Origin of the sequence: Clostridium sp. OM05-6BH (assembly GCF_003481635.1) — a bacterium.
Classification (GTDB): Bacteria; Bacillota; Clostridia; order Lachnospirales; family Lachnospiraceae; genus Butyribacter.
Genome location: NZ_QULH01000001.1, coordinates 147,892 through 173,385 on the forward strand (window position 1 = coordinate 147,892; position 25,494 = coordinate 173,385).

Annotated in this window: 23 protein-coding genes; 1 reads left to right on the forward strand and 22 read right to left on the reverse strand. The window is 42.9% G+C overall.

Features of this window, described 5'->3' with window-relative positions:
* Positions 1–28: 28 nt before the first annotated feature.
* The 7 genes from gap to DXB73_RS00745 form a co-directional block, all read right to left on the reverse strand.
* Positions 29–1,045 carry a type I glyceraldehyde-3-phosphate dehydrogenase gene (gene gap, locus DXB73_RS00715; protein WP_118689806.1) on the reverse strand — a complete coding sequence of 339 codons (1,017 nt, stop codon included), beginning with the start codon at positions 1,043–1,045 and terminating at the stop codon, positions 29–31.
* 287 nt (positions 1,046–1,332) lie between these two features.
* Positions 1,333–1,857: an anaerobic ribonucleoside-triphosphate reductase activating protein gene (gene nrdG, locus DXB73_RS00720; protein WP_118689807.1), complete on the reverse strand. Its 525-nt coding sequence runs from the start codon at positions 1,855–1,857 to the stop codon at positions 1,333–1,335.
* Positions 1,858–1,969: 112 nt separating this feature from the next.
* The gene (gene nrdD / locus DXB73_RS00725; protein WP_118689808.1) at positions 1,970–4,096 is read right to left on the reverse strand and encodes an anaerobic ribonucleoside-triphosphate reductase; all 2,127 of its coding nucleotides are present in this window, start codon (positions 4,094–4,096) and stop codon (positions 1,970–1,972) included.
* Between the two features lie 314 nt (positions 4,097–4,410).
* Complete coding sequence (gene mutY, locus DXB73_RS00730) at positions 4,411–5,442, reverse strand: A/G-specific adenine glycosylase (RefSeq protein WP_243103957.1); 1,032 nt, start codon at positions 5,440–5,442, stop codon at positions 4,411–4,413.
* Positions 5,439–6,368: an RNA polymerase sigma factor region1.1 domain-containing protein gene (locus DXB73_RS00735; RefSeq protein WP_182448158.1), complete on the reverse strand. Its 930-nt coding sequence runs from the start codon at positions 6,366–6,368 to the stop codon at positions 5,439–5,441. Before DXB73_RS00735 ends, mutY begins: the two co-directional genes overlap by 4 nt.
* Positions 6,369–6,499: 131 nt before the next feature.
* Complete coding sequence (locus DXB73_RS00740) at positions 6,500–7,099, reverse strand: hypothetical protein (RefSeq protein ID WP_118689810.1); 600 nt, start codon at positions 7,097–7,099, stop codon at positions 6,500–6,502.
* Between the two features lie 267 nt (positions 7,100–7,366).
* Complete coding sequence (locus DXB73_RS00745; protein ID WP_022024544.1) at positions 7,367–7,873, reverse strand: flavin reductase family protein; 507 nt, start codon at positions 7,871–7,873, stop codon at positions 7,367–7,369.
* A gap of 215 nt (positions 7,874–8,088) precedes the next feature.
* On the opposite strand from DXB73_RS00745, the gene DXB73_RS00750 reads away from it, so the two are divergent.
* Positions 8,089–8,931 carry a YihY/virulence factor BrkB family protein gene (locus tag DXB73_RS00750; protein WP_118689811.1) on the forward strand — a complete coding sequence of 281 codons (843 nt, stop codon included), beginning with the start codon at positions 8,089–8,091 and terminating at the stop codon, positions 8,929–8,931.
* Here DXB73_RS00750 and DXB73_RS00755 read toward each other — a convergent pair.
* The 15 genes from DXB73_RS00755 to rsmD form a co-directional block, all read right to left on the reverse strand.
* Positions 8,898–10,385: a SpoIID/LytB domain-containing protein gene (locus tag DXB73_RS00755; protein ID WP_182448159.1), complete on the reverse strand. Its 1,488-nt coding sequence runs from the start codon at positions 10,383–10,385 to the stop codon at positions 8,898–8,900. The two genes, DXB73_RS00750 and DXB73_RS00755, sit on opposite strands and share 34 nt — an antisense overlap.
* A 50-nt stretch (positions 10,386–10,435) precedes the next feature.
* Positions 10,436–11,923, reverse strand: a complete 1,488-nt coding sequence (locus DXB73_RS00760; RefSeq protein ID WP_147354442.1) for a DUF4340 domain-containing protein — start codon at positions 11,921–11,923, stop codon at positions 10,436–10,438.
* Between the two features lie 32 nt (positions 11,924–11,955).
* Positions 11,956–13,464 carry a GldG family protein gene (locus tag DXB73_RS00765; RefSeq protein ID WP_182448160.1) on the reverse strand — a complete coding sequence of 503 codons (1,509 nt, stop codon included), beginning with the start codon at positions 13,462–13,464 and terminating at the stop codon, positions 11,956–11,958.
* Between the two features lie 17 nt (positions 13,465–13,481).
* Complete coding sequence (locus DXB73_RS00770; protein ID WP_022024549.1) at positions 13,482–14,348, reverse strand: ABC transporter permease; 867 nt, start codon at positions 14,346–14,348, stop codon at positions 13,482–13,484.
* The gene (locus tag DXB73_RS00775) at positions 14,349–15,410 is read right to left on the reverse strand and encodes an ABC transporter ATP-binding protein (protein WP_118689815.1); all 1,062 of its coding nucleotides are present in this window, start codon (positions 15,408–15,410) and stop codon (positions 14,349–14,351) included. It lies immediately after the preceding gene.
* A gap of 394 nt (positions 15,411–15,804) precedes the next feature.
* Positions 15,805–16,326 carry a peptidylprolyl isomerase gene (locus DXB73_RS00780; protein ID WP_022024551.1) on the reverse strand — a complete coding sequence of 174 codons (522 nt, stop codon included), beginning with the start codon at positions 16,324–16,326 and terminating at the stop codon, positions 15,805–15,807.
* Positions 16,327–16,438: 112 nt separating this feature from the next.
* Positions 16,439–16,801 carry a response regulator gene (locus DXB73_RS00785; protein ID WP_022024552.1) on the reverse strand — a complete coding sequence of 121 codons (363 nt, stop codon included), beginning with the start codon at positions 16,799–16,801 and terminating at the stop codon, positions 16,439–16,441.
* A 167-nt stretch (positions 16,802–16,968) separates the two neighbouring features.
* Complete coding sequence (locus DXB73_RS00790) at positions 16,969–17,421, reverse strand: NUDIX domain-containing protein (protein WP_118689816.1); 453 nt, start codon at positions 17,419–17,421, stop codon at positions 16,969–16,971.
* Between the two features lie 76 nt (positions 17,422–17,497).
* Positions 17,498–19,024, reverse strand: coding sequence for a penicillin-binding transpeptidase domain-containing protein (locus tag DXB73_RS00795; protein ID WP_118689817.1), 1,527 nt, complete (start codon positions 19,022–19,024; stop codon positions 17,498–17,500).
* Positions 18,936–20,450 carry an FtsW/RodA/SpoVE family cell cycle protein gene (locus DXB73_RS00800; RefSeq protein WP_243103958.1) on the reverse strand — a complete coding sequence of 505 codons (1,515 nt, stop codon included), beginning with the start codon at positions 20,448–20,450 and terminating at the stop codon, positions 18,936–18,938. Before DXB73_RS00800 ends, DXB73_RS00795 begins: the two co-directional genes overlap by 89 nt.
* 26 nt (positions 20,451–20,476) lie before the next feature.
* A complete protein-coding gene (locus DXB73_RS00805; protein ID WP_182448161.1) occupies positions 20,477–22,897 on the reverse strand; it encodes a U32 family peptidase in 2,421 nt (806 codons plus the stop codon).
* Between the two features lie 75 nt (positions 22,898–22,972).
* Positions 22,973–23,695, reverse strand: coding sequence for a cell division protein ZapA (gene zapA, locus DXB73_RS00810; protein WP_182448162.1), 723 nt, complete (start codon positions 23,693–23,695; stop codon positions 22,973–22,975).
* Entirely contained in the window at positions 23,688–24,293 is a 606-nt protein-coding gene (locus DXB73_RS00815; RefSeq protein ID WP_022024533.1) for a hypothetical protein, read from the reverse strand. Before DXB73_RS00815 ends, zapA begins: the two co-directional genes overlap by 8 nt.
* 33 nt (positions 24,294–24,326) lie before the next feature.
* Positions 24,327–24,812: a pantetheine-phosphate adenylyltransferase gene (gene coaD / locus DXB73_RS00820; RefSeq protein WP_118690036.1), complete on the reverse strand. Its 486-nt coding sequence runs from the start codon at positions 24,810–24,812 to the stop codon at positions 24,327–24,329.
* A gap of 29 nt (positions 24,813–24,841) precedes the next feature.
* The gene (rsmD, locus tag DXB73_RS00825) at positions 24,842–25,411 is read right to left on the reverse strand and encodes a 16S rRNA (guanine(966)-N(2))-methyltransferase RsmD (RefSeq protein ID WP_118689820.1); all 570 of its coding nucleotides are present in this window, start codon (positions 25,409–25,411) and stop codon (positions 24,842–24,844) included.
* Positions 25,412–25,494: the final 83 nt, after the last annotated feature.

Below are 25,494 nucleotides of genomic sequence, written 5' to 3' on the forward strand. Positions count from 1 at the left end.
AATAACAATCTCTTACTACTTTGAGTAATTATGCTAACTCTGAGAAGTATTTGATTGTTCTTACCATCTGAGATGTGTAAGAATTCTCATTGTCATACCAAGATACAACCTGTACCTCGTATAAATCATCAGCAACTTTGCTAACCATTGTCTGAGTAGCATCGAATAAAGAACCATATCTCATTCCAACGATATCGGAAGATACGATCTCATCCTCGTTATAACCGAAAGACTCAGTCTGAGCTGCCTTCATTGCTGCGTTGATACCCTCAACTGTTACATCAGAACCCTTAACAACTGCTGTAAGGATTGTTGTAGAACCTGTAGGGGTTGGTACACGCTGTGCAGAACCAATGAGCTTACCGTTCAACTCTGGGATTACAAGACCAATAGCCTTTGCAGCACCAGTGCTGTTAGGAACAATATTAACTGCAGCTGCACGAGATCTTCTGAGGTCACCCTTTCTCTGAGGACCATCAAGTGTCATCTGATCACCTGTGTATGCATGGATTGTGCACATGATACCAGACTGGATTGCAGCATATTTATTTAATGCATCAGCCATAGGTGCAAGACAGTTTGTTGTACAAGATGCTGCAGAAATTACAGTATCCTCTGCCTTTAATGTATCATGGTTTACATTATATACGATTGTAGGAAGATCATTTCCTGCTGGTGCAGAGATAACAACCTTACGAGCACCTGCCTTGATATGAGCAGAAGCTTTCTCTTTAGATGTGTAGAAACCTGTACACTCAAGTACTACGTCAACGCCAAGATCACCCCATGGGCAATTTGTAGCATCAGCCTCAGCATAAATCTTAATCTCTTTACCATCAACTGTGATAGAATCCTCACCAGCGGATACAGTATCAGCCTTCTCATATTTACCCTGAGAAGAATCATACTTCAACAGATGAGCAAGCATCTTAGGGCTTGTCAAATCGTTGATTGCTACTACTTCATAACCTTCTGCACCAAACATCTGTCTGAATGCAAGACGTCCGATACGTCCAAAACCATTGATTGCAACTTTAACTGCCATGTTAAAATTCCTCCTAAAATTTTATTATATTTTGTCATGTGTGTCTGTAACGTGCAACATTGCACATACACTTGTCCACATGGCAAGCTACCATAGGTTACCTGAAACACGGTTACCCGCATTCCAACCCCTATTGTACTCAATTTACCTATAAATTTCAAGGATATTTTTATATATTCTCAAATTTTACTGGTATTTTTCGTCTTTTTCGATTATTTTTGAGCATTTTGTATCATTTGCGATGTCGTTTGCCGGCAGGCACATCCCTTTTATGATTCCGATATCATTTATTGCGGCTGCCATATGCACAATCTTCCCTTTTGTAGTGATTCTTGTACCATAATAGTACGCTGGTTAGATGATCCCTTAAAGGCAAGTCCCAGATCCTTATGCTCGATCTGAAATTCACCATCGACCATCACATCAAAATAGGATATCAGTTCTTTGGTCGTCTCCCACTCCTCCATCATATATCCTAAAATATCTTTTTCAAAGTCATATCCGGTAAAACACCATATTGTTTTGTCCGGATACGTCTGTCGTACTGCACGCACTAACGGAAGTAATCCCTCCTGATTGCTCTTTTCCATCGGCTCGCCGCCCAAAAGCGTCAACCCCTTAATATACTCCGGAGCCAAATATTTTAAGATCTGCTTTATCGTTTCATCGGTAAAAGGTTTTCCATAATCAAAATCCCATGTCTCCGGATTAAAACATTCTTTGCAATGATGTGTACATCCGCTCACAAACAGTGAGACACGGACTCCCGGTCCATTCGCCACATCACAATGCTTAATGTCTGCATAATTCATGATTCTATACCTTTCTACTGTTATAGAATGTCGCTGTGTCTTTCATATATATTTCTGACGATCAACACTTATCTATATTGCGATCACCAATATACATTTCTGACCGTTGCTTTTATAAATGAAGCACACGGGCGTTGATCTCTTTCGTCTTACCAACATTCCAAAAGTTCTCACCTAAATACCCACAGGTTCTTCTTGTGACATTCATACGGTTGCGGTCCTTATTGTGACACTGAGGGCATTCCCACTCCAGATCATCGTTAATGATGATCTCACCATCAAATCCACACACATGACAGTAATCCGACTTCGTATTGAACTCCGCATACTGAATGTTATCATAGATAAAGCGAACCACATCTTCCAATGCCTCCAGATTATGCCGCATATTTGGAATCTCCACATAAGAGATCGCACCACCGGAAGAAATATTTTGGAATTGACTTTCAAAAGTAAACTTCTCAAAGGCATCAATTTTCTCGCGCACATCCACATGATAAGAGTTGGTATAATAACCCTTATCTGTAACATCCGCGATCACACCAAAACGTTTCTTATCAATCTCAGCAAAACGATAACACAAACTTTCTGCCGGTGTTCCATACAGTCCAAAACCGATACCGGTTTCTAACTTCCAAGTATCGCAAGCCAAACGCAAACGTTTCATCAGACGCAATGCGAAATCCGTTCCTTTCGGATCTGTGTGGCTGACACCTGTCATAAGTTTTGTCACTTCATATAAACCAATATATCCCAATGAAATCGTAGAATAGCCATTATGAAGCAGTTTATCGATTGTCTCACCCGGCTTTAATCTTGCGATTGCACCATACTGCCAGTGGATCGGACTTACATTTGACAAAGTCCCCTCCAGTGCATGGTGACGACACATCAGTGCCTCAAAGCAAAGTGCCAAACGTTCCTCTAAGAGTGACCAGAATTTTTCTTCATCACCCTCCGCTAAAATACCAATCTGTGGAAGATTCAAGCTGACAACACCCTGATTAAATCTTCCCTCAAATTTATAATTTCCATTCTCATCTTTCCAAGGTGTTAAAAAGCTGCGGCAGCCCATGCAGGAAAAAACATTGCCCTCATAATTTTCACGCATTTTTTTTGCTGAAATATAATCCGGGTACATACGCTTTGCAGAACATTTCACTGCCAAGCGTGTCAAATAATCATATTTGCCGCCTCGCAGGCAGTTATGCTCATCCAATACATAGATCAGCTTTGGAAATGCCGGTGTCACATAGACACCTTTCTCATTTTTGATTCCCTCGATACGCTGATTCAGGATTTCCTCAATGATCATCGCATTTTCTTCAATGTATGGATCATCCTTGTCCAAATTCAAAAACAATGTTACAAACGGCGACTGACCATTCGTTGTCATCAATGTATTGATCTGATATTGTATCGTCTGCACACCGGATCTTAACTCATCTGCAATTCGATCATCTGCAAACGCCTTACGCACCTCTGCAGGCACTTTATCTCCATATTTTTCCTCGTAATGTCTCTCATACTTTTCACGCGTCATACGCAAATATTTACCCAAATGACGCACATCGACAGATTGTCCGCCATATTGGCTGCTCGCAACAGCAGAAATGATCTGCGTCATGACCGTACAAGCCACCTGAAAGCTCTTCGGACTCTCGATCAGCTTGCCATTCATCACCGTTCCATGTTCAAACATATCACCAATATTGATCAGGCAACAGTTAAAAATGCTTTGCAGATAATAGTCCATATCATGAAAATGCAATACACCATCTTCATGAGCTTTCACGATCTTCTCCGGAAGCAGCACTCTCTTGGTCAGATCCTTCGACACCTCTCCTGCGATCAGATCACGCTGGGTTGAGGCAATATAAGCGTTTTTGTTAGAGTTCTCTTCCATAACATCTTTGTTGCTGTTTTGGATCAGACTCATAATAGAATCATCTGTCGTATTCGCACGACGGACCATTTCACGTGTATAACGATAAATAATATACTTCTTGGCAAGTGCATATTTATGTTCACTCATAAGCTTCTGCTCGATCATGTCCTGAATATCTTCCACCTGCAGATTATCCACATGCTTATTTTCAATTCCGGCAACGATTGCATCAATTTTTTCCTCAGATACCTGTTCGTATCGGTCAACCTCTGCATTTGCCTTTTGGATCGCAACTATGATCTTATTTCTATCATAGTCCACAACTCGCCCATCTCGTTTTGTAACCTTCATCCTTCTCCTCCATTTTTTCATTTTCTAAGCCACTATTATAATTTCGGGTCAGCAAACGCTTATCCCGCACAAATGACACCGTTATTTTGTAAGCGCAACACTGTGTATTATAGCACCAGAGCGCAAAAAAGTCCACAATATATTGTGATTATTTCCCAGAAATCACTAAATATTGTGGAACTTCTCTTTTTTCTAAGCACTACTCTTGTAGTGTACAGATTTGCGTACAGGGGCACATATTTCTCCTGAGAAAACACTTTACTAAAACTTCCCATATCGAAAATTGCTTATCAATCCACATATTGCTTATTATGTCAAAGAGACTGCAGATAATAGGCAAATGCCGTTGGGATACTGTACTGTTCCCGCAACGTCTGCACATCGCAAAAAATCCCCTCCGCTTGAAGCTGATCCGGGATCTCCCGCAAATGGATCCCATACCCCAGCATGTGCCATTCTACATGACTAAAAATATGCTTTGCCCTGCCTAACAGTTGAATGTCGCCGCTCAGATCCCACTCTGATGTCCAATCCCGAATCTCTTCTAAGGACATGTGCTGTTCCTGTCCGGGTAATTCCCACATTCCTGCAAGAAGCCCTTTCTCCGGCCGTTTACGGATCATATATTTCCCCTGATACTCAATCACAAAAATCGTGCGTTGTTCGAGTTTACGTTCTTTCTTGGTCTTCTTCACCGGATAACATTGCATCGTCCCCTGCTTTCTCGCCTTGCAAAACTCCGCTACCGGACACATAGAACAATGCGGCTCCCCATTCGGAATACAGATCAAAGCACCGAGATCCATTAACGCCTGATTGAATCGTCCTGCCCCCTCCGGCAATGCCTCTTTGATGGTTTCCCGTACATTCCGTTGAAATGCTGTTTTGCTGATCTCTGTATCATCTGCATACAATCTGGTGTAGATGCGGTACACATTGCCATCCACCGCTGCCTCCTTTTTACCGAAAGCTATCGATGTGACAGCTCCTGCTGTATATGCACCAATTCCCGGCAACGCAAGCCATTCCTCATAACTTTCCGGAAACTTTCCCTGATACTGTTCACATATCTGCACCGCAGCTTTTTGGAGATTTCTGGCTCGATTATAGTAGCCTAGTCCTTCCCACAATTTAAGCAAACGTTCTTCCGAGACGGCAGCAAGGCTCTGCACATCCGGCAATTCCTCAAGGAATCGATCATAATACCCTATCACAGCCTCCACTCTCGTCTGCTGCAGCATAATCTCTGACAACCATACATGATAGGGTGTTGGGTCACTTCGCCATGGCAGTGTTCTTGCATGTTTTGCATACCACTGCATTAACGGTTTTACAATTTCTTTCACTGATTTCTTCCTCTGCCACGAAGAATCCGGCCGATATCATTATTAATGATCGCGTCACCACTCTCTGCATCCATTTGTTCCGGCTGTGGTTCCGGCATCGCAGCCACTCTCTTAGTGTCTTCCGACAATCCCATGATCTGAAGTATCTCCTCTTCCAAAATATGCGTATATGAGGATAATTCCTGCACCGTCGGGATCTTACCATTTTCCTCGGCAAGATATTTGGTTGCCTCATGCAGAAGATTTGTCTTGGCAAGCATCGCACTTTCCTGATCTTTATTATGCAATTCTTCATCAATATAGCGCTCCATTGCCAACTTTGCCTCTAACTCTAACGTCCCCCAAAATGCAGCAAGATCTGCTTTGCCATTTCCCAACAGATAGCGTTCTGTATTCTCCTCGATCACAAGCATTCCTTCTAACAATCCGAGATTGCCCTCTGCGATCAATTCTTCCACCGGTGCCTCTCTTTTGCGGTACTCTTTCGTCATCTCCGTCACCCGGTGCAGTCTGCTCTCGATAATGCGGTCACGTAACGCACGTTCTCCCTGCAAAAAGCGAACAATCTCCGCTTCTGTAACTGTATCATTGTGATCATTCCAAGCATCCAATTCCTCACGGTAGAGTCTGCGATTTCTCTCGGAACGATCTTCTTTATCTTCTCCGGAAATTACTTCCTCCTGCTGTTCTACAGGCTCATTCTCTGTCATAGCGCGAAGCATGTCCTTATCCGGCTTATATTCATAATTCTCAATTTCTATAGCATGTGCTCCAAGATACTGGTACAATGCCTGCAACTGTTCCTCGGAAAGCTGCATATCTCCCAAATAACTCAAAATTTCTTCTTTGGTTAATTTCCCACCCTGTGTTACTGCAATATTTTTGATCTCATTGACCATCTCCAAAAACTTTCCGTAGTCTTCCATATGTCCCCCATATTTTCTCATTGCTTAGAAAAGAACCGGTACGAATAGGTACCGGTTCTCTCATACATTCATTTACAGACGTACCATGATAGATCATCAATCGACCGCCTCATATTTCCTAATGATAAGAATTATTTAAGCTTACCTGTTACAGTAACTGTCATGCTCTTCTTAGGCATTTTCTTGATGCTTGTTGCTGCACATTTCTTATTAGCATTAGAGTTCCAAGTATTTACAACCATGATCTGAGTGAACTTATCCTTCTTGCCCGGATCCGGAGTAAGTGCAGGTTTCTTAATTGTCTTAACTGTCTTTCCATCCATCTTCAATGTAACCTTAGAAACAGAAAGTTTTTTCTTCTTAGCTCCTGCAAGAGATGTATCAACATAGATTGAATTCCAGCCCTTATCCTTAGCAAACTTCTTTAATTTCTTACCGGATACAGATACAGTAAATTTGAATTTACCTTTCTTGAATGTAGCATTCTTAACCTTGATACCGGCAATCTTCTTATTGCCCTTTGCACCATTAAATACGCCCTTAGCACGGTTTGCATCATTATGGTTAGCTGCAACACCATTGTAACTCTTTGATGCGAAGCAAAGATATGCGGAATACTTGCTTGCTGCATCTGCCTTCTGTGATACAACCGGTACTGCTACTGTTGTTGCTGCTACTGCTGCTGCCATGGAGAGCGATAATACTCTCTTTGTTACTTTTGTGAATCTCATAACGTGTCCTCCTCACATTAAAATAAAAGATAAAATTTGCCGGCAGATCATGGACCTGCCACCAGAAACAATACTAGCACGCGACTTTTCATTTGTCAACAATTCAGAGCCATTCCTGACCAGTAATTTTAAGCCCTAAACTTCTGCAAATGACAACCGGATCATGATCGGTAAGGCGGCTTATTGTTTTTACTTCCGGTAATTATTAAATACTATATATACAAGGCAAATATATGGCATTCTGTATATAAATTATCACGTTCGATCTTAACGGACTAATATCTCTTCAATCTTCCCAACATACATCGTATGAAGATCGCCATCCGCATACCATTTTGGCTCAATTTCTGCATCCAACATCTGATCCATAGTAATATCTGTTGCAGAAAGTGCTGTACAGGTAAGCACCAGTTCCGCTTCATCAATATATGGTATCCCATTCTCATAAGCAACAGAAACACCGGCTTCGCTGATCTTATCCCCATCTCTGCCGGATACCGTTCCCAAATGCTGTAATGCCTTGCGGTATTCTTCTCCCAAAAAGCTGATAGAAAAGTGTCCTGTTTTGTCAATGAATTCTTTGGTATAACGTGACTGACGAACAAAAATATAAACCACATCACTTCCCCACAGTACGCCAACACCACCCCATGAGGCTGTCATTGTATTGGCCTTATCCTCATCTCCGGATGTGATCAGCATCCATTGCTTGCCGATCTTATCAAACGGATTCATTGTTAATACTGTCTTGTCTTTTTTTTGAAATGTATGCATAGTGCATTTCCTCCTTTATTTTATGCTGTGCTACAGTGTAACACAATTTTTTCTTGCCTGCTATAGCGATGTTTTAGAACTAGTCAAAACAACTCTCGCATATTATACTATAAGATGGTATCGATCAATATCTCAAACTCCGAATGTGTGAAGTTTGAGATAATACTATTTACCACTCTGTAAACACCTTAAAATTGTGAAAATGGAGGATTCCTATGATCCAAAACAGATTAAAAGCACTTCCGGGATATTCCCGTTATCAGCGAGTTGCTGATAAATCACGAAACGCCAGCATTTCCTCTCACGCAGGAGCTGCCGCATTTTTTATGATGCTCTCCTTTTTCCCGTTTACCATGTTTTTGCTTTCTCTGCTTCGCTTCACTCCGATCACGGAAAGTAATCTTGCAAATATCATTCAAATGTTATTTCCGCTTTCCTTTGGCGAAACCATTTCCAGTCTGATCGGCCAGATTTATAACCCAAATACCAATACATTACTTCCACTTTCCGCAATCACAGCTGTATGGCTTGGTTCCAAATCTTTTTTAGTGTTGATCCGCGGCATCAACGATGTGTATGAGATCAAAGAAAGCCGTCCCTTTCTGTTGGTGAGACTGCTTGCTTTCTTTTATACTTTTTTATTTGCCATTCTTTTTGTCGCCGTCTTAACAATATTAGTATTTGGCAACACATTATATTACCACCTCTGCCATATTTTTCCTCTGCTGCGATCAAAATTTCTCACGATCATCAGCATTCGCCCCATTGTTGGTTTTGTCGTGGTGTTTTTATTTTTTGTGATCCTGTACTACTTTGTTCCCAATCACAAAACGTCTCTTCTAAAGCAGATACCCGGCGCTCTTTTTACAACCGCAGGATGGATCATTTTTTCCTATATCTACTCTTACTATGTAGATCATTTTTCCAACTACAGTTATTTTTATGGCACAATGACCACGATCGCACTGTTGATGGTATGGCTTTACGCATGTATGTATTTGCTGTTTTTAGGCGGCATTTTGAATCACTTGGCTGACAGTTCACACCCATCAAAATAAAAAGATAGGATCTGCCTGTAATTTTTTCCTTTTTGCGCCATTACCGCTGCACCGGTCTGGCTCATCCCGGTCCCGTGACCAAACCCGCCACCGTGCAATTCAAATATCGTTTCACTCTTTTCTTTTATCGTGTCTATATAAAACGCTGCGCTTGGAAGCAGCGACAGCTTTGCCGTTCCTTTTGTCAAATGTGCAGTGATCTGCTGTCCGGCTGCAAGCACCTTGCGAATATTATATTGACTACATACTAAGACGACTGATTTTGAACCGATCACGACCAGCTTTGTGACGATTCCACTTTCCCCTCTCTTTTCTACGCGGATCCCGCGAACCGTTCCAACAGACGATAATGCTGCGCTATGGTAGGTGCCGTCCTGCCTCTGCATAAGTATCTTATTCGGATCCGTCGCATAGCATTGCTGTAATGCATTGTCGATCGATGCGCTCAATTGTTTTGCATTGATCCGTATCCACCAACGGTACCATTTTGAATCTTTGTCGTATGCTGCATCCGTTTTTTTCGCAATAAATTCTCGAAACTGTTTTTCCTCAGACAACCGCAATGTTTTATTCTTTCCACCATCCTGCTGCATACAGCTTTGTAAATAATCTACTTCCCGATCAGTTTCCCACACTTCTTTTCCACTCGCGCTCTTCCCCCACGAAGTAGAATAATAGTATGTCTGTATACGCTTTCCACCACTGGTAAGCACTTGGTCTTTCGTCGTGTCCACCGCTTTTTTCGATTGTTTATCTTCCGGAATATTGTTGTATACCTGACACGCTGTACTATCCTCTAGATCTGCATGATATTTTTTGTAGCGGTGTGCCGCGATCTGATTGCTGGCATACGTTCTGGCGCAAACCGCCTGTGCACGTAACGCTTCCATTCCATTCGAAGTTGATAATTCACTTGGCACCACCGCATACAAATATTGTTCTAACGGCAGACTGTTTCTGACCAGAAAACCGTTTTTTTTCGGCAGCAGTGTGATCTCTCCACGATAGGATGGTGTCCTATTCTGTCGTTTGATCGAATGCACTGTGATCTTACCTCCATCTTTTGGCTGGATCGTGATCTTATCCCTTGAATCTTTTCCATCTTCTTTCACCAAAAAGGTAACCTGTTCCTTTGCGGAATAGGTTACCTTGTGGTTTCCTTTACGTACCTGCAGCCCTTTCGTCCCGCTTACGCACACCTTATCGTGATAGAGTGACGTAAAACCTGTTGTGGACAGCAGTACACGTACCTTCTTTTGTTTTTTCTGCCGGGAAGAAGTTTGTTTTGTTATTTTCACTGATTTGGTGTCAGATGCCGTCTGTGACATCTCCTGCTCATCTAACGTATACCACTTGATCTTACCGGAACGCCAAGCATCCAGCACCAATATTCCTAACACAATAACAACAGCCAAGATCACTTTTTTCGATGATTTTTTCACTGCAATAACCATTTCCTTCCCATGCTGCAATTTTCTTTGCTGCAATCTGCTGCTTTGGATCATTACTTTGAAGCTAACAATTTTTCAAAAACTTTGTCTGCCACATTTTTATCAACGAGGAAATGACATTGTCCATCCACTTTGATCCGATAAAAATTCACACCATCGTACGGCAGAAATTCCAGTTTCAGTGTACGATCATCTGTTTTGAGCGTGATCGTTCCCACCGACTTATTCCCGGTAACTTTTTGTTTATCGGAAATCGGACGGCGATAAACAAGATTTCCAAAGACGGTTTGATAGGTTGTTCGGAATGTTTCCTGATCTACCGATTTGCCATCTAATTTAACATAGTAATCATATACTTTGCTATTGTCCTCAGAGATCGCATTTTTCACCTCTTTTTTGGTCATTACGATCTTATGCGTCTTTCCATTTTGGGTCAACGTGATCTCCTGCAATGTATCCACATTTGTTTTATGCGGCGTATTACACAACATATTCATTGGTGTCACTGCGACAATTCCATCAATTGTCTCAGCAGACATACGATAAATACCTTTTTCTCCATGAATACTCACGTAATAATTATCGCCGCTTTTGTCTTTTTTGCCAACCGAAAACTGATAAACATGATCGATCTTTTTCTGCTTGCTTTCATCCGTCGTGCTGTTTTGATCGGTCGAGTCACCCTCTACAGTATAGTAGGACACATCAACAACATATGATGGTTTATCCAATCCATATTTTTTCTTGTCAGAAGATGTCGCTTTATAAGTCACACCATCTGTGCAAGAAAGGTTTGCCAAACCGCTAAACTGATTCTGAAGTGCACTGACACTTCCCGGCATCGTCTTACCATATACCGGTGTAATATCCCAGCCTTCGTAATCCTTATACTGCGCACGATTCTTGTTGTAAACTGCCTCGAAAGTCTCTCCCTTAGATGGCGTAACCTTAAACGCAGTTACATAAGAAGCATTGATATCCGGCTGCTCCGGCAACTCCATCATCTCCTGTTTCGTATAACTCAGGCTATCAGTTATATTAGATGGTATTGCATATATTTTATTTTTATTCCCACAATATGCATAATATCCTTCTGCAGCAACCGATTCCATACCGATCGTCAGCGTTTTTGTCGTTCCGGCTCTGTCTTTCAGCTCGATCTGATAGGAAGGTTTATCCAGCTGATACTGTGAAATATCCTCCGGATCCGTAACTACCAGTTTCGATGCTTTGACCTCGGCTACATCATCTAAGATATCGTTGATCTTCTCCTGATCGATCGGATATTGGTTATCCTTAGCATCTTTCCATACGCCATTTTCTTTGGTATAAGTCATGTCCGCTTTGTCGGACACCACATGCACACTTACCAGATCATCCGCCTTCAACGAATATAACGTGATCTCTTTATCTTCTTGTGCCGCTTCTTTGGCAGCCTTCTTTTTTTGATGTACTCCGGCTCCATAGTACCCAATTCCTGCCGCCACCAGAAGAACACAAAGGATCACAATGGTCATTGTTTGTTTTTTCTTTTTTGACACAATAATCACTCATTTCTATGATATTTTACGTATTATTTTTTTCGGCGCATCATCCATATTACAAAACCACAAAGCAGGCATGCAAGTGGAAGCAATATGATCAATACAGCAGCCCATACTAATTGCATTACAGGAGTAAGGCTCACACTGGATACTCCAAGACTCTTGGCATCAATTGCAACTTTATCTTCTTTCGTAGTAAGCATCGAATTAACTGCTGATTTCAGCAAAGATGTATTCTCTAGCTGGCCACTGGAAGCATATTTCTCATCAAATGTAGAGGCAGATGCATATGCCACAATTTTCGTTTCCTTATCATCGTCTAACTTCTCTGTTGCAGAAATTCCTGCGTAGAATGGTCCCGCTACATCTCCATTTTCCTTCTCGGAGCTTCCACTAGACGGATCCACTTTCAAATAAGAACTATCTGATGTTTTAAGCAACTGTTTCATTGTCAAAGAACTACGGATCTCAGACATAACATTCATACCTACCGCATTTGGCATGATAATATATCCCTGCAGATCACCCAGCATCTCGGAAGCATCTGTTCCCAGTTCCGGTACAATAAAGTTTGGATAGTAATAATACTTACCGGAGGTCTCGCAAATAATCCCCTGCTTGCTCTGAATGCCATAATACTCTAATACTTCTTCCAGATTTGTCATTTTCTCTGTTGTATAACTCAGGTTGATAATGGCATTACCACCGGCTTTCAGATAATCAAGAACGATCTTCTTCTCATTATCCGCCAGATCTGATGTCGGGCCATTGATCATCAAAATATTACAGTCGTCCGGAATCTTTTCGGCAGTCAATAACTCTAAATCTGCCGTCTCCACATTCATCTTGGCAAATGCCTTTGTCAACGTATCCGGCAAAGCCACCTCTGAATGACCGGTTGCGACATACATTTTTGTTGTACTGCCGGATAAAACATTCTGAATTGCTGAGGTGAGCTGCCCCTCCGCATCTAAATAGTAGTTCGAATTAGAACTGCTGCTATAAGAGCCGGAATAATCCTGCTCCGAATAATACATTTCCGATCCACTTACCAATTTAGCTGTCTTGTCGGCATCTACTGCGACAATAACGTCATTGGAAGATACATCGTCTGTAATGTCATACTTCGAAGCAAACGCCGGATTAGCTACCGGGTCAACTTTCTTAATAGAAATATGCTTGGAAGCTTTTTTGTACTGCTTCAACACATTTTCGATATATTCATTTTCACTGCCACTGGATACCATATAATAAAACGTGATATCTTTCCGGCTGTTCTTTAAGATCTTTTTCGTCTCTTTGGAAAGCGTAAACAGATTGCCCTTGCTTAAATCGGTGGACAGATCCAGCTTTCCAACAACCAGATTTAATACGATCACAAGTGCAATGACTAATACTGTAACTACCGAACTATAGGCACCCGACTTAAACTGTCCCGTCTGAAAAGACTTCTTAATACTACCACTTTTCTTGGGAGCTTTTAGGGTTGTTGTCTCCGTTGTTGCGGCTTCCTTATTTTCGTTATTTTCTATACTCACGATTCGAAACCTCCTTCTTAGTTAAATCTCTTCTTTTTGATGATCTGTACGGTCAAGAATACGAACAAAAATGATACGCTGATGTAATAAACAATGGCATCATATTTCAAAATACCCAGTTCAAAATCCGAGTAACGGCTCGTAATCGCAAAAGCATCTGCAACCTTAGATAAAAGGTTCTCATATACTGCAGATTTTGCAATATAAATTCCCCATACAACTACTTCACCGATCACCGCTAAGATCGCAGTAACCGTAATATTTTTCATCATGTTATATGCGATAACACAAACCACGATCCACGCAACTGTTAAGATCAGTGCCTGGGAGAGCGCGTCCGTAGGAAGCATGCTTGCAATACTTGTAAGCATGTTGCTAAGAAGCAATACAATAAATGACACAACCGCTGCGATCACCTGACTTTCTGTCAAGGAAGAGATAAACAAGCCAACAGCAATGTTTGCTGCACCTAACAGATAAAAACCGATCAAACTGCTGTATGCTAAAGACAGTCTGACATCCTGACCATACATATGGATCAATAATGGATACAGTGCGATCACTAAAATGGCAATCGTAAACAAGATCATAACCGCAATATATTTTCCAAGGATTACTTTAGTTAAAGAAATCGGTGATGTATATAATAACTGATCCGTCTTTTGTTTCTTTTCTTCCGCAACAATACGCATTGTCAATATCGGGATTAAGATCACAAAAATAAATGTCATATTTCCCAAAGTCATTTCAAAGTTACCAATTCCCTGGCTTAAATTGCCCGCCCAGGTATACAATCCCACAATAGCCAGAAAGAATGCAAGAAACACAAATCCGACCATTGAATAAAAATACTGTTTTAATTCTTTTTTTATTATGGCAAACATCTATTCTTCCTCCTTTTGCTGCTCTTGTGTCACAGATGCACTTTCGACTGTCTGCGTTTGTGCTTCCTGTGCAGTTTCTTCTGCTTTGGCAGCCTGCTTTTTCGTTTTTTTGCCGCCATACTGTCTGGAACCACCTCGTGTCAATGCCAAGAACGCATCTTCCAAAGATGCAGCCAAAGGATGCAGCTCATAGATTGGGCAATCCGCTTTAACCATTGCATAGAAGATATCTTCTCTAATTTCTGCACCCGGAGTCATATACAAGGTAAGACCTAACGTTCCCTCCTCATTCTTGGTGTCGTATTTGACATCACGAATGCCCGGAACAGTACGAAGTGCCGTCTTAATCTTATCTTTGGTTCCTTTTGCCACCAAATGAATACCGTTCTTTTCGACCATTTCACGTGTAAGATTATCCGGTGTATCCTTGGCGATCATATGACCTTCATTAATAACAATGATCTCATCGCACACTGCAGAAATCTCCTGCATGATATGTGAACTCAACAAAATTGTATGGTGATGACTCAGATCTCGGATCAGCTCTCTCATCTCAATGATCTGCTTTGGATCCAGGCCAACGGTTGGCTCATCTAAGATCAAAATTTCCGGATCACCAAGCATTGCTGCTGCAAGACCTACTCTTTGTTTATATCCTTTGGACAGATTCTTGATCAGGCGTTCCGAAACATCCAATGTACCGGTACGTCCCATGATTTTGTGTACCGTTACATCTCTTTTTGCTCTTTCGACCTTCTTTAACTCTGCTACAAAGGTTAAATATTCTCTAACCCGCAGATCCGGATAAAGTGGTGGTATCTCCGGCAGATAACCAATATGTTTCTTTGCCTTCTCCGGTTCCTCATTCACATCGATACCATTTACCAGTACCTCTCCGGATGTCGGTGCGATATATCCGGTAATAATATTCATCGTCGTTGATTTTCCTGCACCGTTTGGTCCCAGAAAACCGATGACTTTACCTGTCTCAACCGTAAACGAAAGATCATCTACAGCAGCGTGATCACCATATTTCTTGACCAGATTTTTAACTTCAATCACTGTTCTTTCCTCCTACAATTTAGACACCTTACTAAAGGTATCTTATTCCTTGTGCGATAGTATAGCAAATTAATGTCAAAATTCTGTGAACAGACGCAACACAATTAGAAAACATTCTCACAGTCCTTTTTGTGTTATAGGAAACGAGAAGTTTCCTATAAAGGTTAGGGTGTCAAAAGTCCATTTTCATGACGGAGATATTTTTTTGAAGATTTGCGCTACAATATCTTGAGGCGATGCGGCGCATCGTTGATAGATATTGTGGCCAAAGATTCGAGAAAATAGCCCGTCAGGGAAATTCAGACCTTTTGACACCCTAATCCTATAAAGTAAAAAAGGACTGTTGCATCACATAACTGCCTGCAGCAATCCTTTCTCATTTATCCGACTATTATTAGTTGCATTTCTCCGGCTCCGGATAATCCACGCCGAAAGTATCAACGGTCACTTCGATGATCATCTGTGGCTCTACCGGTCTGTCGCCAGCATCCGTAGCTACTGTAGCGATCGCATCAACAACATCCTGTCCCTCGGTCACTTTACCAAAAGCTGCATAGGCACCGTCCAAATGAGGTGCATCTTTATGCATGATAAAGAACTGGGATCCTGCTGAATTTGGCATCATGGAACGAGCCATGGAAAGCACTCCTGCTGTATGCTTCAGGTTATTCTCATAACCGTTCTGTGCAAACTCACCGCGGATATGGTATCCCGGTCCACCGGTTCCAATACCATCCGGATCTCCACCCTGGATCATAAAGCCATTGATTACACGATGGAAGATCAATCCATTGTAAAATCCCTTATTGATCAAAGAGATAAAATTGTTGACTGTGATCGGAGCAACCTCCGGATATAACTCTGCCGTGATCGTTCCTGCTGTCGTTTTCATCGTAATAACTGGATTTGTTGCCATAATAATTCTCCATTCCCCCGACATCCATAAATACCGGACTGTCAAGTATAGTATTTAATTTTTTGTAGAAAAAATAGAGGCAATGTACCCATTGCCTCCACGTATGTATCCTTTAGCCAATTACTTTCTTAACTGCTTCTAATACACGATCTGCCTGAAATGGTTTAACAATAAAGTCCTTCGCACCATTCTGAATTGCTTCAATTACCATTGCCTGCTGTCCCATTGCAGAGCACATAATAACATTAGCACCTGCGTCAGCCTCTTTGATCTTCTTCAATGCCTGAATACCATCCATCTCCGGCATTGTGATATCAAGCGTAACCAAATCCGGTTTTAACTCCGCATACTTCTGTACTGCTACGACACCATTTTCTGCTTCCCCTACTACATTATAACCACCTTTTGTCAAGATATCCTTAACCATCATACGCATGAAGGCAGCATCATCTACGATTAAAATATTATTGCCCATGATCATTCTCCCTTACATTTATAGTATCAACTTCATTCTATGTTGAATATCTAAATCTGCACTACTCAACAAACTACCTATTCATTATATCTACTTTCCCTGTATCTGTCAAGGAAAACAGACCCGGAAAGTCATCCTTTCAAGAAATGAAATTTCCTACCCTGCCGTTAAAAATACTTTGGATTGCCCCATAAATTTCGACGGCGAAGATCAATATATTCACTATACGCCCGGTCTAATATCTGCTTTTCATTAGAAAACTTTAACAGATGATAAGCCTCGTGAAACTTATAATATCCGGAATCCACAAAATATTCTTCCTGTTGCGGTCTACTGTAATAACTGTCTGCCATCATCAAGTACCAATGTACATCTTTGACAACAGTGTCTCCTGCCGCAGTAAACGAATACTGGCTCTTCCCAACGTAGCTGATGATACTGGCATCAGCGCCACTCTCTTCCTTTACTTCACGGAGTGCCGTTTCTTTATACTCTTCGCCAAGTTCCACAGTCCCTTTCGGCAGAACCCATCCTTCGTAACGATTTCTGTAATTCTTGTACAAAAGCAATATCTTGCCTCTGTGTATCACCACACCGCCACAACTGGTTGCTTCTATCATTGCATTTCCTCCTTCGTGCGGTTACTTTTCTTGCGTATAGTATACTATCATTCTACCATAAATGCAATGCTAACCATTATTTTGAAAGGTACTCCCGAAACATCTTTTTCGCAATCGGAACCGCGTATTTTCCACCGGTTCCGGCACCTTCCACAACAATACTGACAACTAATTTTGGATGATTACTCGGTGCAAATCCGACAAACCATGCATGTGTTGTACCATCCGAATCCGCCTCTGCAGAACCGGTCTTTCCTGCCACCTGATACGCAGATGTCTTTAGCAATGTTCCCGTTCCTTCATTTACCACTTTTTCCATCATTCCGGTCATTGCTTCCGTAACCCATTCATCCACGAGTTTTCCCTGTGACTTCGGCTTATACTGCTTAACGATACGTCCATCTGCACTTTCTACACGGTCTACCACATATGGTTTCATCATCTCGCCACCGTTTGCAACCATCGCAGTGATCATTGCGTTTTCTAATGGCGTGATCAACGTCTTACCCTGTCCGATCGCTGTCTGCGTCACTTCTGCAGCATCTGACTTGGCATTCAACGCAAATCGACTCTTGTTAGCCTCAAACTCCACAGATGGTTTTTGATTAAAATAAAGCTTTTCACAAAACTTACGGTAGGAATTAAGATCGAGTCTTGTTCCAATGTCTGCAAAGGCACCGTTGCAAGACTTTGCAAATGCAGTTGGCAGGGACAGTCTTCCATGCCATTCTCTGCTATAGCAGTTGATCCTGCTGCCGGAAAACACTTTGGTTCCTTTGCAGCGATAACGATACTCCTTATAGCTATCCGGATTTTCCATCATATATTCCATCGCTGTCACAATCTTAAACGTAGATCCCGGCGGATAAAGTCCCTGCGATGCACGATTGACTAATTTAGATTCTTCCTCATCGTCCCGAACCAGCGATTGCCAGTTTTTTAAGACAGTGTTCGGATCATAAGCCGGTTTAGAAACCATCGCCAAGATCTTGCCTGTATCCGGCTCTAAAGCTACGACTGCTCCACGGTAATCTCCAAGTGCATCGTACGCCACTCTTTGCAATCCCGCATCCAACGTCGTATAGACCGAATCGCCCATATTTTTTTCACCGCGCAATGTATTGCCAAGCTGTGTAAACGGATTCATGTGTGATGTCAGCATCGGATAACACTGCGACAGCTCAATTCCTGTCATACTATTATCCGTTCTCCCCACAACATGACAAAATTTCTTTTTTCCCGGATACGATCGGTATTCGTTGCCGTCATCATCCGTCACAGTCTCCGCAAGCACCTCGCCGTCCTGTGAATAAATACTTCCCTTCGTAATCTTTTCTGCTAATATCTTCTGGCGTTTATTGTGTGAATTATTAATTACTTTTTCACTGTCCACTGCCGTAAAATACGCCAAATATCCCGCCATCGCCAAAAACAAAGTCACAAAGGCATATGTGATAAATAAAATCTGTCTATTGCCTCGTTTGCGCTCTTTTTGAAGCTGCTTCTGTGCCTGTTTATCGGACCTGCGTCTGGCTGAGGCACTTTCTCTTGGCGGATGTATTTCGTCCACGCTGTTCTTTCTGATATTGCTCCTTCGACCCATCTTGATCCTCCTCTTCAAAATTCAACACATACATCCCTTGTATAATGCAAAACAGTATGATCGTGCTCATCACAGAACTTCCGCCATAACTTATCAACGGTAATGTAACTCCTGTCGATGGAATAAATTTAGTAACTCCACCAATCGTCAAAAACACTTGAAAAATATATTCTACCGCTAATCCAAGGGCTGTCAGCTTATAGAAACGTCTTTTCATCTTGAGTGCAATGTTTACAAACAATACAAAGCAGCTGATCTCTACCAATATCAGACAGATTGCAAAAATAACACCCAACTCCTCGCAGATTGCCGAAAAAATAAAATCACTGGATGCCACCGGAATAGAATTCGGCATTCCCTCTCCAAGACCCATGCCAAACCACCCACCGGTGCCTATGGCAAATAGTGATCTTGCAACCTGATATCCCTCATTGTCAATCGTACTCCATGGATCCTGCCATGCAAGCACACGAACCTGAACATGTGAAAAGAGTCTCCACGCCACGACTGCTGCCAAAGTTCCCGCTGCCAATGCTGAGATCAAATACAACGAATTTTGACTTGCCACATACAAGACGATCACATAGGTGATAAAAAAGATCAACGCTGCACCAAGATCCTTTTGCACAACAAGTATCAACACATGTGCAGCCGCTGCTACAGAAACCTTGACCACATCAACAAACTGCACAGAGTGCGCTAACAGTGCTGCTACAAAAAACACAAAAATAATCTTTACAAATTCTGAAGGCTGCATCGCAAAACCTCCGATCTGAATCCAGTTTTTTGCACCATATCGCTCCACACCGATCACAAAAACAAGTGCTAACATTGCCAGACCGATTCCAGCATACCACCACCCAAACCGGTCAAAATAAGAAAACCGTTCGATCATCCACGGTATAAACAGACCTGCCACGCAGATCACCGACGCAAAGATCATTTGCCGCATTGCAAAATCCATATTCAATCGCTCGATCATCAAAAATCCAATCGTAAGCAACATTAACATATTGTTCATCACTAACTTGGACAGGTTCTGATACACATAGGAATACGCCTTGTCCACCAACACCAAAAAAACGACCTGTGCCACATAGAAAAGAACAATTTTTATCGACAGACTGTTCAAAAATAATACTAGCGAACAGATAAAATGTATCGTAAACATGATCTTTTTCTGTCGTCTGTATATTTCCTCTTTGCGCTCCATGTTTTTGCCAATAAATACTGTAAAACAATGCCATGTATAAACCGCAAAAACAACAATGATAATATATTTTGATATTCCCACTAATACGGAATGCAGTACCGCGATCGCATCTACATTACCAAATATACTCATTAATTTCTGCGCCGCTTCCTTTTTATCCATACCGATAACCATACCCTTCCATTTCTGTGCAGACCGACTGTCTGCCGACACTGGTCTGCCTTTTATTACTGTATTCCCTACTGAATCCCTACATCGAAATGTCCACGACAGTGATCCCGGATGATTTCATCCTTTAGCACTGCATGTACCTCTTCTGCCGTCTCTGTGGTAAATTCAAAGCGCACCTGATGCACTTTTTCCCAAAATTCCCGCTCCATAGAGCATGGTATTTGAAACGGTTCCTCCCGATATATTATATTATAACAATATTTGCAACAGTTACGTACAATATACCGCCTTCCCTTTTCTCCCGCAAAGACTTTTGCCATCGCCTTACCAGAGTTCTTCAGACAGGCTTTTATATTGCGGAAAATACACTGTGCCGATACCATCAACGGAATCCTGCCATAGCAGATCCACTGCATATCCCTTCCGTCTGTTACAGCCGAAAGTTCACGCTTTGTCAGCTCCCACGGTGCCGTAAACTGTGTAATTCCCTGTTCCCGCCACCAGACAGCTGCCTCCGAATTCATAATATACATATTGGCATCCAGACGAATCCTCTCCGGTTTTACTCCTATATCACATAACAGTTGATATCCCTCTTGACTGCGAACCAGATAACCATCCGGTGAAACATTCTTTAATAGTGCTCGATACTCCGTGATCGCCTGCGCACGGAGTATCGTCGGCAACGCAAGTACCGCCCGCTTCTTACTTTCCTTAATCCGCTGCAACAGCACCTCGATCACTGCATTATCAAACCATTCTTCCCTCAGGATCACTTCCTGTATACAATCGTGCTGTAAGACGGCATACAACTGTTTCTCATCGGATACCGCCGCACTTTGCTGCACATCCTTTGGGTCTCTAAGTTCCGAAATCAAGGCATCTTCTTGTGTGCCTGCCTTGATCTCTGCCTGCATCTGCCTGATCCGCTCTTCGTCAACCTCCCGGCTGCCGAGACGTTCCAAGCGATCCTGCAGACCCGTCAAAGCATTTCTTCGCAGTTTTTTAAATTCCCCAATCGGGACAAAGACATCCGCTCCCAGATCAACGTCGAGACTTCCCCATTCAAACGGTGTCTCCCCGGTCTGGGATAACACTCTGACAACGTCTTCTTTGGCAACAGCACGCTTCACCGCATTCTCCGCAATCATTCCTGTTACCGCAAATATTTCATTTTCATATTCACACTGCAGGAGGATTGGCTCTCCGGCAACAATTCGGATCTGCCCATTTATAGTAAGCTTCGGCGTGCTCTCTACGAAATCTTGCCGAATTTCCTCTAACAATACCTGATGCCTGGTACGAAACACCCGATCACCCTTCGCAATCCGGCAGCCTTTCTGATAGCGCGTCTGCACAAGCTCACCCGCATGATATGAAGATCCCGTCGTGTATTCATAGATACTGACACCGTCCGCACCGCGAAATTCTAACACATCCTGTGCAAATATCGGGCGTTCCAATCGATAACGCACCTGATGTTTATCCACATCCTGCACTGTTCCCACACAAACGCCTCCATGCTTTGGACGCTTATCCGCTAACATCTGCTCCGGCTTTTCCTCGAGATAGCCATCAGTAAATCCTTCTCGATTGTATATTTCGGCAAGCTTACGTAGATCATCTTCCCACTCTGCCGCATGCTCCTGCTGCCAGACCCGATATTTTGCAGAACCCAGTTCCAAATACAGATCCCGGTATTTGCGATACATAGCTGTCACATACGCCGTATACTCCGGCCGCTTCATTCTGCCTTCGATCTTGAACGAATTGATCCCTGCCTCGATCATCTCTCCGAGCAAAGGTAGTGCGCACAACTCCTTTGGGCTTAACAGATAACGTTTGCTGCCATCTATATCATATTGCATTCTGCACGGCTGTGCGCAGCGTCCTCTGTTGCCACTACGGCCACCCTGCATACTGCTCATCAAACATTGACCGGAATAGCAATAGCACAATGCACCATGTACAAACACTTCCAACTCCATCTTCGTCTGCTGCCGCATTTGCTGCAGTTCCGTCAGCGACAGTTCTCTTGCCGGAACGATCCGCGTTACACCGTAAGCAGCTAATCGGTCATCCACTCCCATACCGGAGGTCAAGGTCATTTGCGTACTTGCATGAATATCCAGATCCGGGAAGCACTGGTGGATCACTCGTAAAACGCCCATGTCCTGCACGATCACAGCGTCAAGCCCCGCCTCGTAATACGGTCGCAAAAACGTAGGAAGGCTCTGCAATTCCTGTTCCTTCAACAGGGTGTTTACCGTCATATAAAGCTTTACTCCGTACAAGTGGCAATATCGTATCGCCGCCACCATTTCATCCTCTTCCGGATTCTGAGCATATGCTCTGGCACCAAACTTGGACCCTCCCATATACACAGCATCACAGCCTGCGGCTACTGCCGCTTTAAGGCTCTCCATCGATCCTGCCGGAGCAAGGATCTCAGGCACTCCTATTCTGCGTTTTGTTCTATTCTGCATCATCCAGTTCTCCATACTTTAAGAAAGAAGGGACTGTTGTGCATAGACCCAGTCCCTCTCCAATTATCGTTATATTTATTACCGTCTTTTCTTGCGACTGCTGCGCGACGTTTTCCTGGCAGGCTCTTTCTTGCCGATTGTTGCTGCTATCTCTTGCCCGATTTCTTCCGGACTTTTGGCCTCCTCAACAACATTGTCTGTCTGTTCCACTGTTACCGCCGCTTCTGTATCCTCTGAATGCGTCACATCTTCGGCGGCATCCTGTTTCTCAACGGTCTCCTCTTTGTCTGCATTTTCCGGAGCAGTCTGCTGTGTAGCTGTCAGCACTGCAGATGGTTTAGTATCTGCAGCCACATCTACTGTCTCTTCCTTTTGCACAACTTCTTTAGCAATCTCTTTCCGCAGCTGCTCTAACTCTGTCTCCAAGCGAATCGCTCGATGTTCTTCGGATTCTTTTTCCTGCTCAAGCTTCTTAACGGCATCTTTGGCTTCTTGAAGTTCCCGCTGCATCGATATCATCTCGTGTTTCATATCAAACAGCTCTTTTTCCATATCTTCATTATCCTGCTTAAGCTCCCGGATCGTGTTCTGTGCTTTCTGATAATCATCGGAAAGATTAATAGCTAGCAAGACATTCTTAAGCTCCGTCTCAAGTCTTGCATAACCCTCCTGTGCACGAAACTCTGCTATCTTGCCATTGATATGCATCGCAATGCGCTGTAAATAATCACTGCTTTCATAACCACTTAACGTATATGGCTTACCGCCGATCACCACTTCGACATCAATCTTTTTATTCATCGATCTCCTCATCCCTTTCTTCCGGTGCCTCTTGTGGCTCTTCCTCTTCCATTGCATTCACACCGGTAAGTTCCGCCTTATTGTGGCGAATAATATCCAAATGACCGCGAAGTGCTGTCTCTAGTGCTCTGGAATTGCTTACTGCACTCTCGCATGCTCTAGCGATCGCTTTTTCTGCCATCTCTAACATATCTGTCGTATAGTAAATAGCTCCATTGCCAATTTCTTCGGCCTGACGTCTGGCCGTATCAATGATCGCCTGTGCCTCTGCATTCGCACGCGCTACCGTCTCTTCTGCCTGCTGATATGCTTCCTGCATGATCGCATGTTCCTCTACCATTGCTTTGTACTGCTCCTGCGCATCCAACTTGATCGCATCCGCTTTTGCCTCAGCATCCTCCAAAATGGCATCTCGCTGACTGAGCATTTTCTGATAACGCGTAATCTCCTCCGGTACATCACGGCGCAGATCATCTAACAGATCATACAGATCATTCTTCGGCACAACAACCTTGGACTGTGATAACGCCTGCGGTTTACAACTCTCAACAAATGCATAAATATCTTCGATTTTTTGTTCAATTCTACTGCTTACCATATGTACCTCCTTGCGGCATATTGCCTGTTTATATTATCTGTTATCTGTGTTCCTATCCAACAAAAACTGCTGTACAGGAGGCGGCACCAATCCGGTGATGTCTCCACCAAACTGAATAATTTCTTTAACACCACTGGAACTAATATAAGAATGTTCCGGCGAAGTCGCCAAAAATACCGTATCTACCTGTGCATTCAAATGACGGTTTGTCTGTGCCAACGGCAATTCATACTCAAAATCTGCCGCAGTACGCAAACCGCGGATCACTGCGCAGGCATCCATCTTATCTACAAAATCAATCAACAATCCATCAAAAGCTTCTATGCGCACGCCCGGAATCTCTGCTGTCAACTCCTGCAGTAGAGATACCCTCTCTGCCACTGTGCAAAGCGGCTGCTTGGCTGCATTGCGAAGCACACCAACAATAACTTCATCGAACATTTTGGCAGAACGCACGATCAAATCCATATGTCCTACCGTCACCGGATCAAAACTTCCGGGAAATACTGCTCTGTTCATAGTTTTTTTGTCCCTCATTTTCTGATTCTCTACGCCTCTGTCTCACCAGGTACCCGCAAAAAGACATGACGATTCGTCTTATATTCTTTGATACGCTCTACCTCGCAGCCCAGCTCATACATATAATCTACATCCGTATCTAACGCTGTCTCGACGATGATCAAAGATCCGGCCTTCACCAAAGAAGACTGCAGCAAATATGGTACGATCCGCTCTTCCAGATCCAAATGGTACGGCGGATCCATAAAGATAATATCAAACGGTTGTCCTGCCTGTTCCAAACGGCGCAGAGCCTGCATCACGTCCATCGGCATGACCCGTGATCTGTCATCCATCTTCGTATGCTGTACATTCTGCTTAATGCAGCGGACCGCTTCCCGATCTTTCTCTACCATAACCGCTTCCTTTGCGCCACGGCTAAGCGCCTCGATCGCTATTCCGCCACTTCCGCTAAACAAATCTAAAAAACGGCATCCTGCAATGTCCCATTGCAATATATTAAATAATGTCTCCTTAATGCGATTCGTAGTAGGTCTGGTATTCTTTCCAGACGGAACGATCAAATTAAAGCCTCGCACGGAACCAGCCACTACTCTCATATTAATCCAATCCTCATTTCTCGTATTATATATATAAAGTGCATCGTAATAAGTGACCTTGTAACGTCACTCTGCTGCACCCC

Coding starts and splice junctions, on each gene's coding strand:
- coaD (WP_118690036.1), bottom strand. CDS start 24,812: ATGAACAGAGCAGTATTTCCCGGAAGTTTTGATCCGGTGACGGTAGGA.
- nrdD (WP_118689808.1), bottom strand. CDS start 4,096: ATGAAGGTTACAAAACGAGATGGGCGAGTTGTGGACTATGATAGAAAT.
- DXB73_RS00735 (WP_182448158.1), bottom strand. CDS start 6,368: ATGGAAGACTACGGAAAGTTTTTGGAGATGGTCAATGAGATCAAAAAT.
- DXB73_RS00755 (WP_182448159.1), bottom strand. CDS start 10,385: ATGGTTATTGCAGTGAAAAAATCATCGAAAAAAGTGATCTTGGCTGTT.
- DXB73_RS00805 (WP_182448161.1), bottom strand. CDS start 22,897: ATGATGCAGAATAGAACAAAACGCAGAATAGGAGTGCCTGAGATCCTT.
- DXB73_RS00740 (WP_118689810.1), bottom strand. CDS start 7,099: ATGAGATTCACAAAAGTAACAAAGAGAGTATTATCGCTCTCCATGGCA.
- DXB73_RS00790 (WP_118689816.1), bottom strand. CDS start 17,421: ATGATAGAAGCAACCAGTTGTGGCGGTGTGGTGATACACAGAGGCAAG.
- rsmD (WP_118689820.1), bottom strand. CDS start 25,411: ATGAGAGTAGTGGCTGGTTCCGTGCGAGGCTTTAATTTGATCGTTCCG.
- DXB73_RS00745 (WP_022024544.1), bottom strand. CDS start 7,873: ATGCATACATTTCAAAAAAAAGACAAGACAGTATTAACAATGAATCCG.
- DXB73_RS00795 (WP_118689817.1), bottom strand. CDS start 19,024: ATGGGTCGAAGGAGCAATATCAGAAAGAACAGCGTGGACGAAATACAT.
- DXB73_RS00770 (WP_022024549.1), bottom strand. CDS start 14,348: ATGTTTGCCATAATAAAAAAAGAATTAAAACAGTATTTTTATTCAATG.
- DXB73_RS00815 (WP_022024533.1), bottom strand. CDS start 24,293: ATGGTAAGCAGTAGAATTGAACAAAAAATCGAAGATATTTATGCATTT.
- zapA (WP_182448162.1), bottom strand. CDS start 23,695: ATGAATAAAAAGATTGATGTCGAAGTGGTGATCGGCGGTAAGCCATAT.
- DXB73_RS00780 (WP_022024551.1), bottom strand. CDS start 16,326: ATGGCAACAAATCCAGTTATTACGATGAAAACGACAGCAGGAACGATC.
- nrdG (WP_118689807.1), bottom strand. CDS start 1,857: ATGAATTATGCAGACATTAAGCATTGTGATGTGGCGAATGGACCGGGA.
- DXB73_RS00785 (WP_022024552.1), bottom strand. CDS start 16,801: ATGGGCAATAATATTTTAATCGTAGATGATGCTGCCTTCATGCGTATG.
- DXB73_RS00750 (WP_118689811.1), top strand. CDS start 8,089: ATGATCCAAAACAGATTAAAAGCACTTCCGGGATATTCCCGTTATCAG.
- gap (WP_118689806.1), bottom strand. CDS start 1,045: ATGGCAGTTAAAGTTGCAATCAATGGTTTTGGACGTATCGGACGTCTT.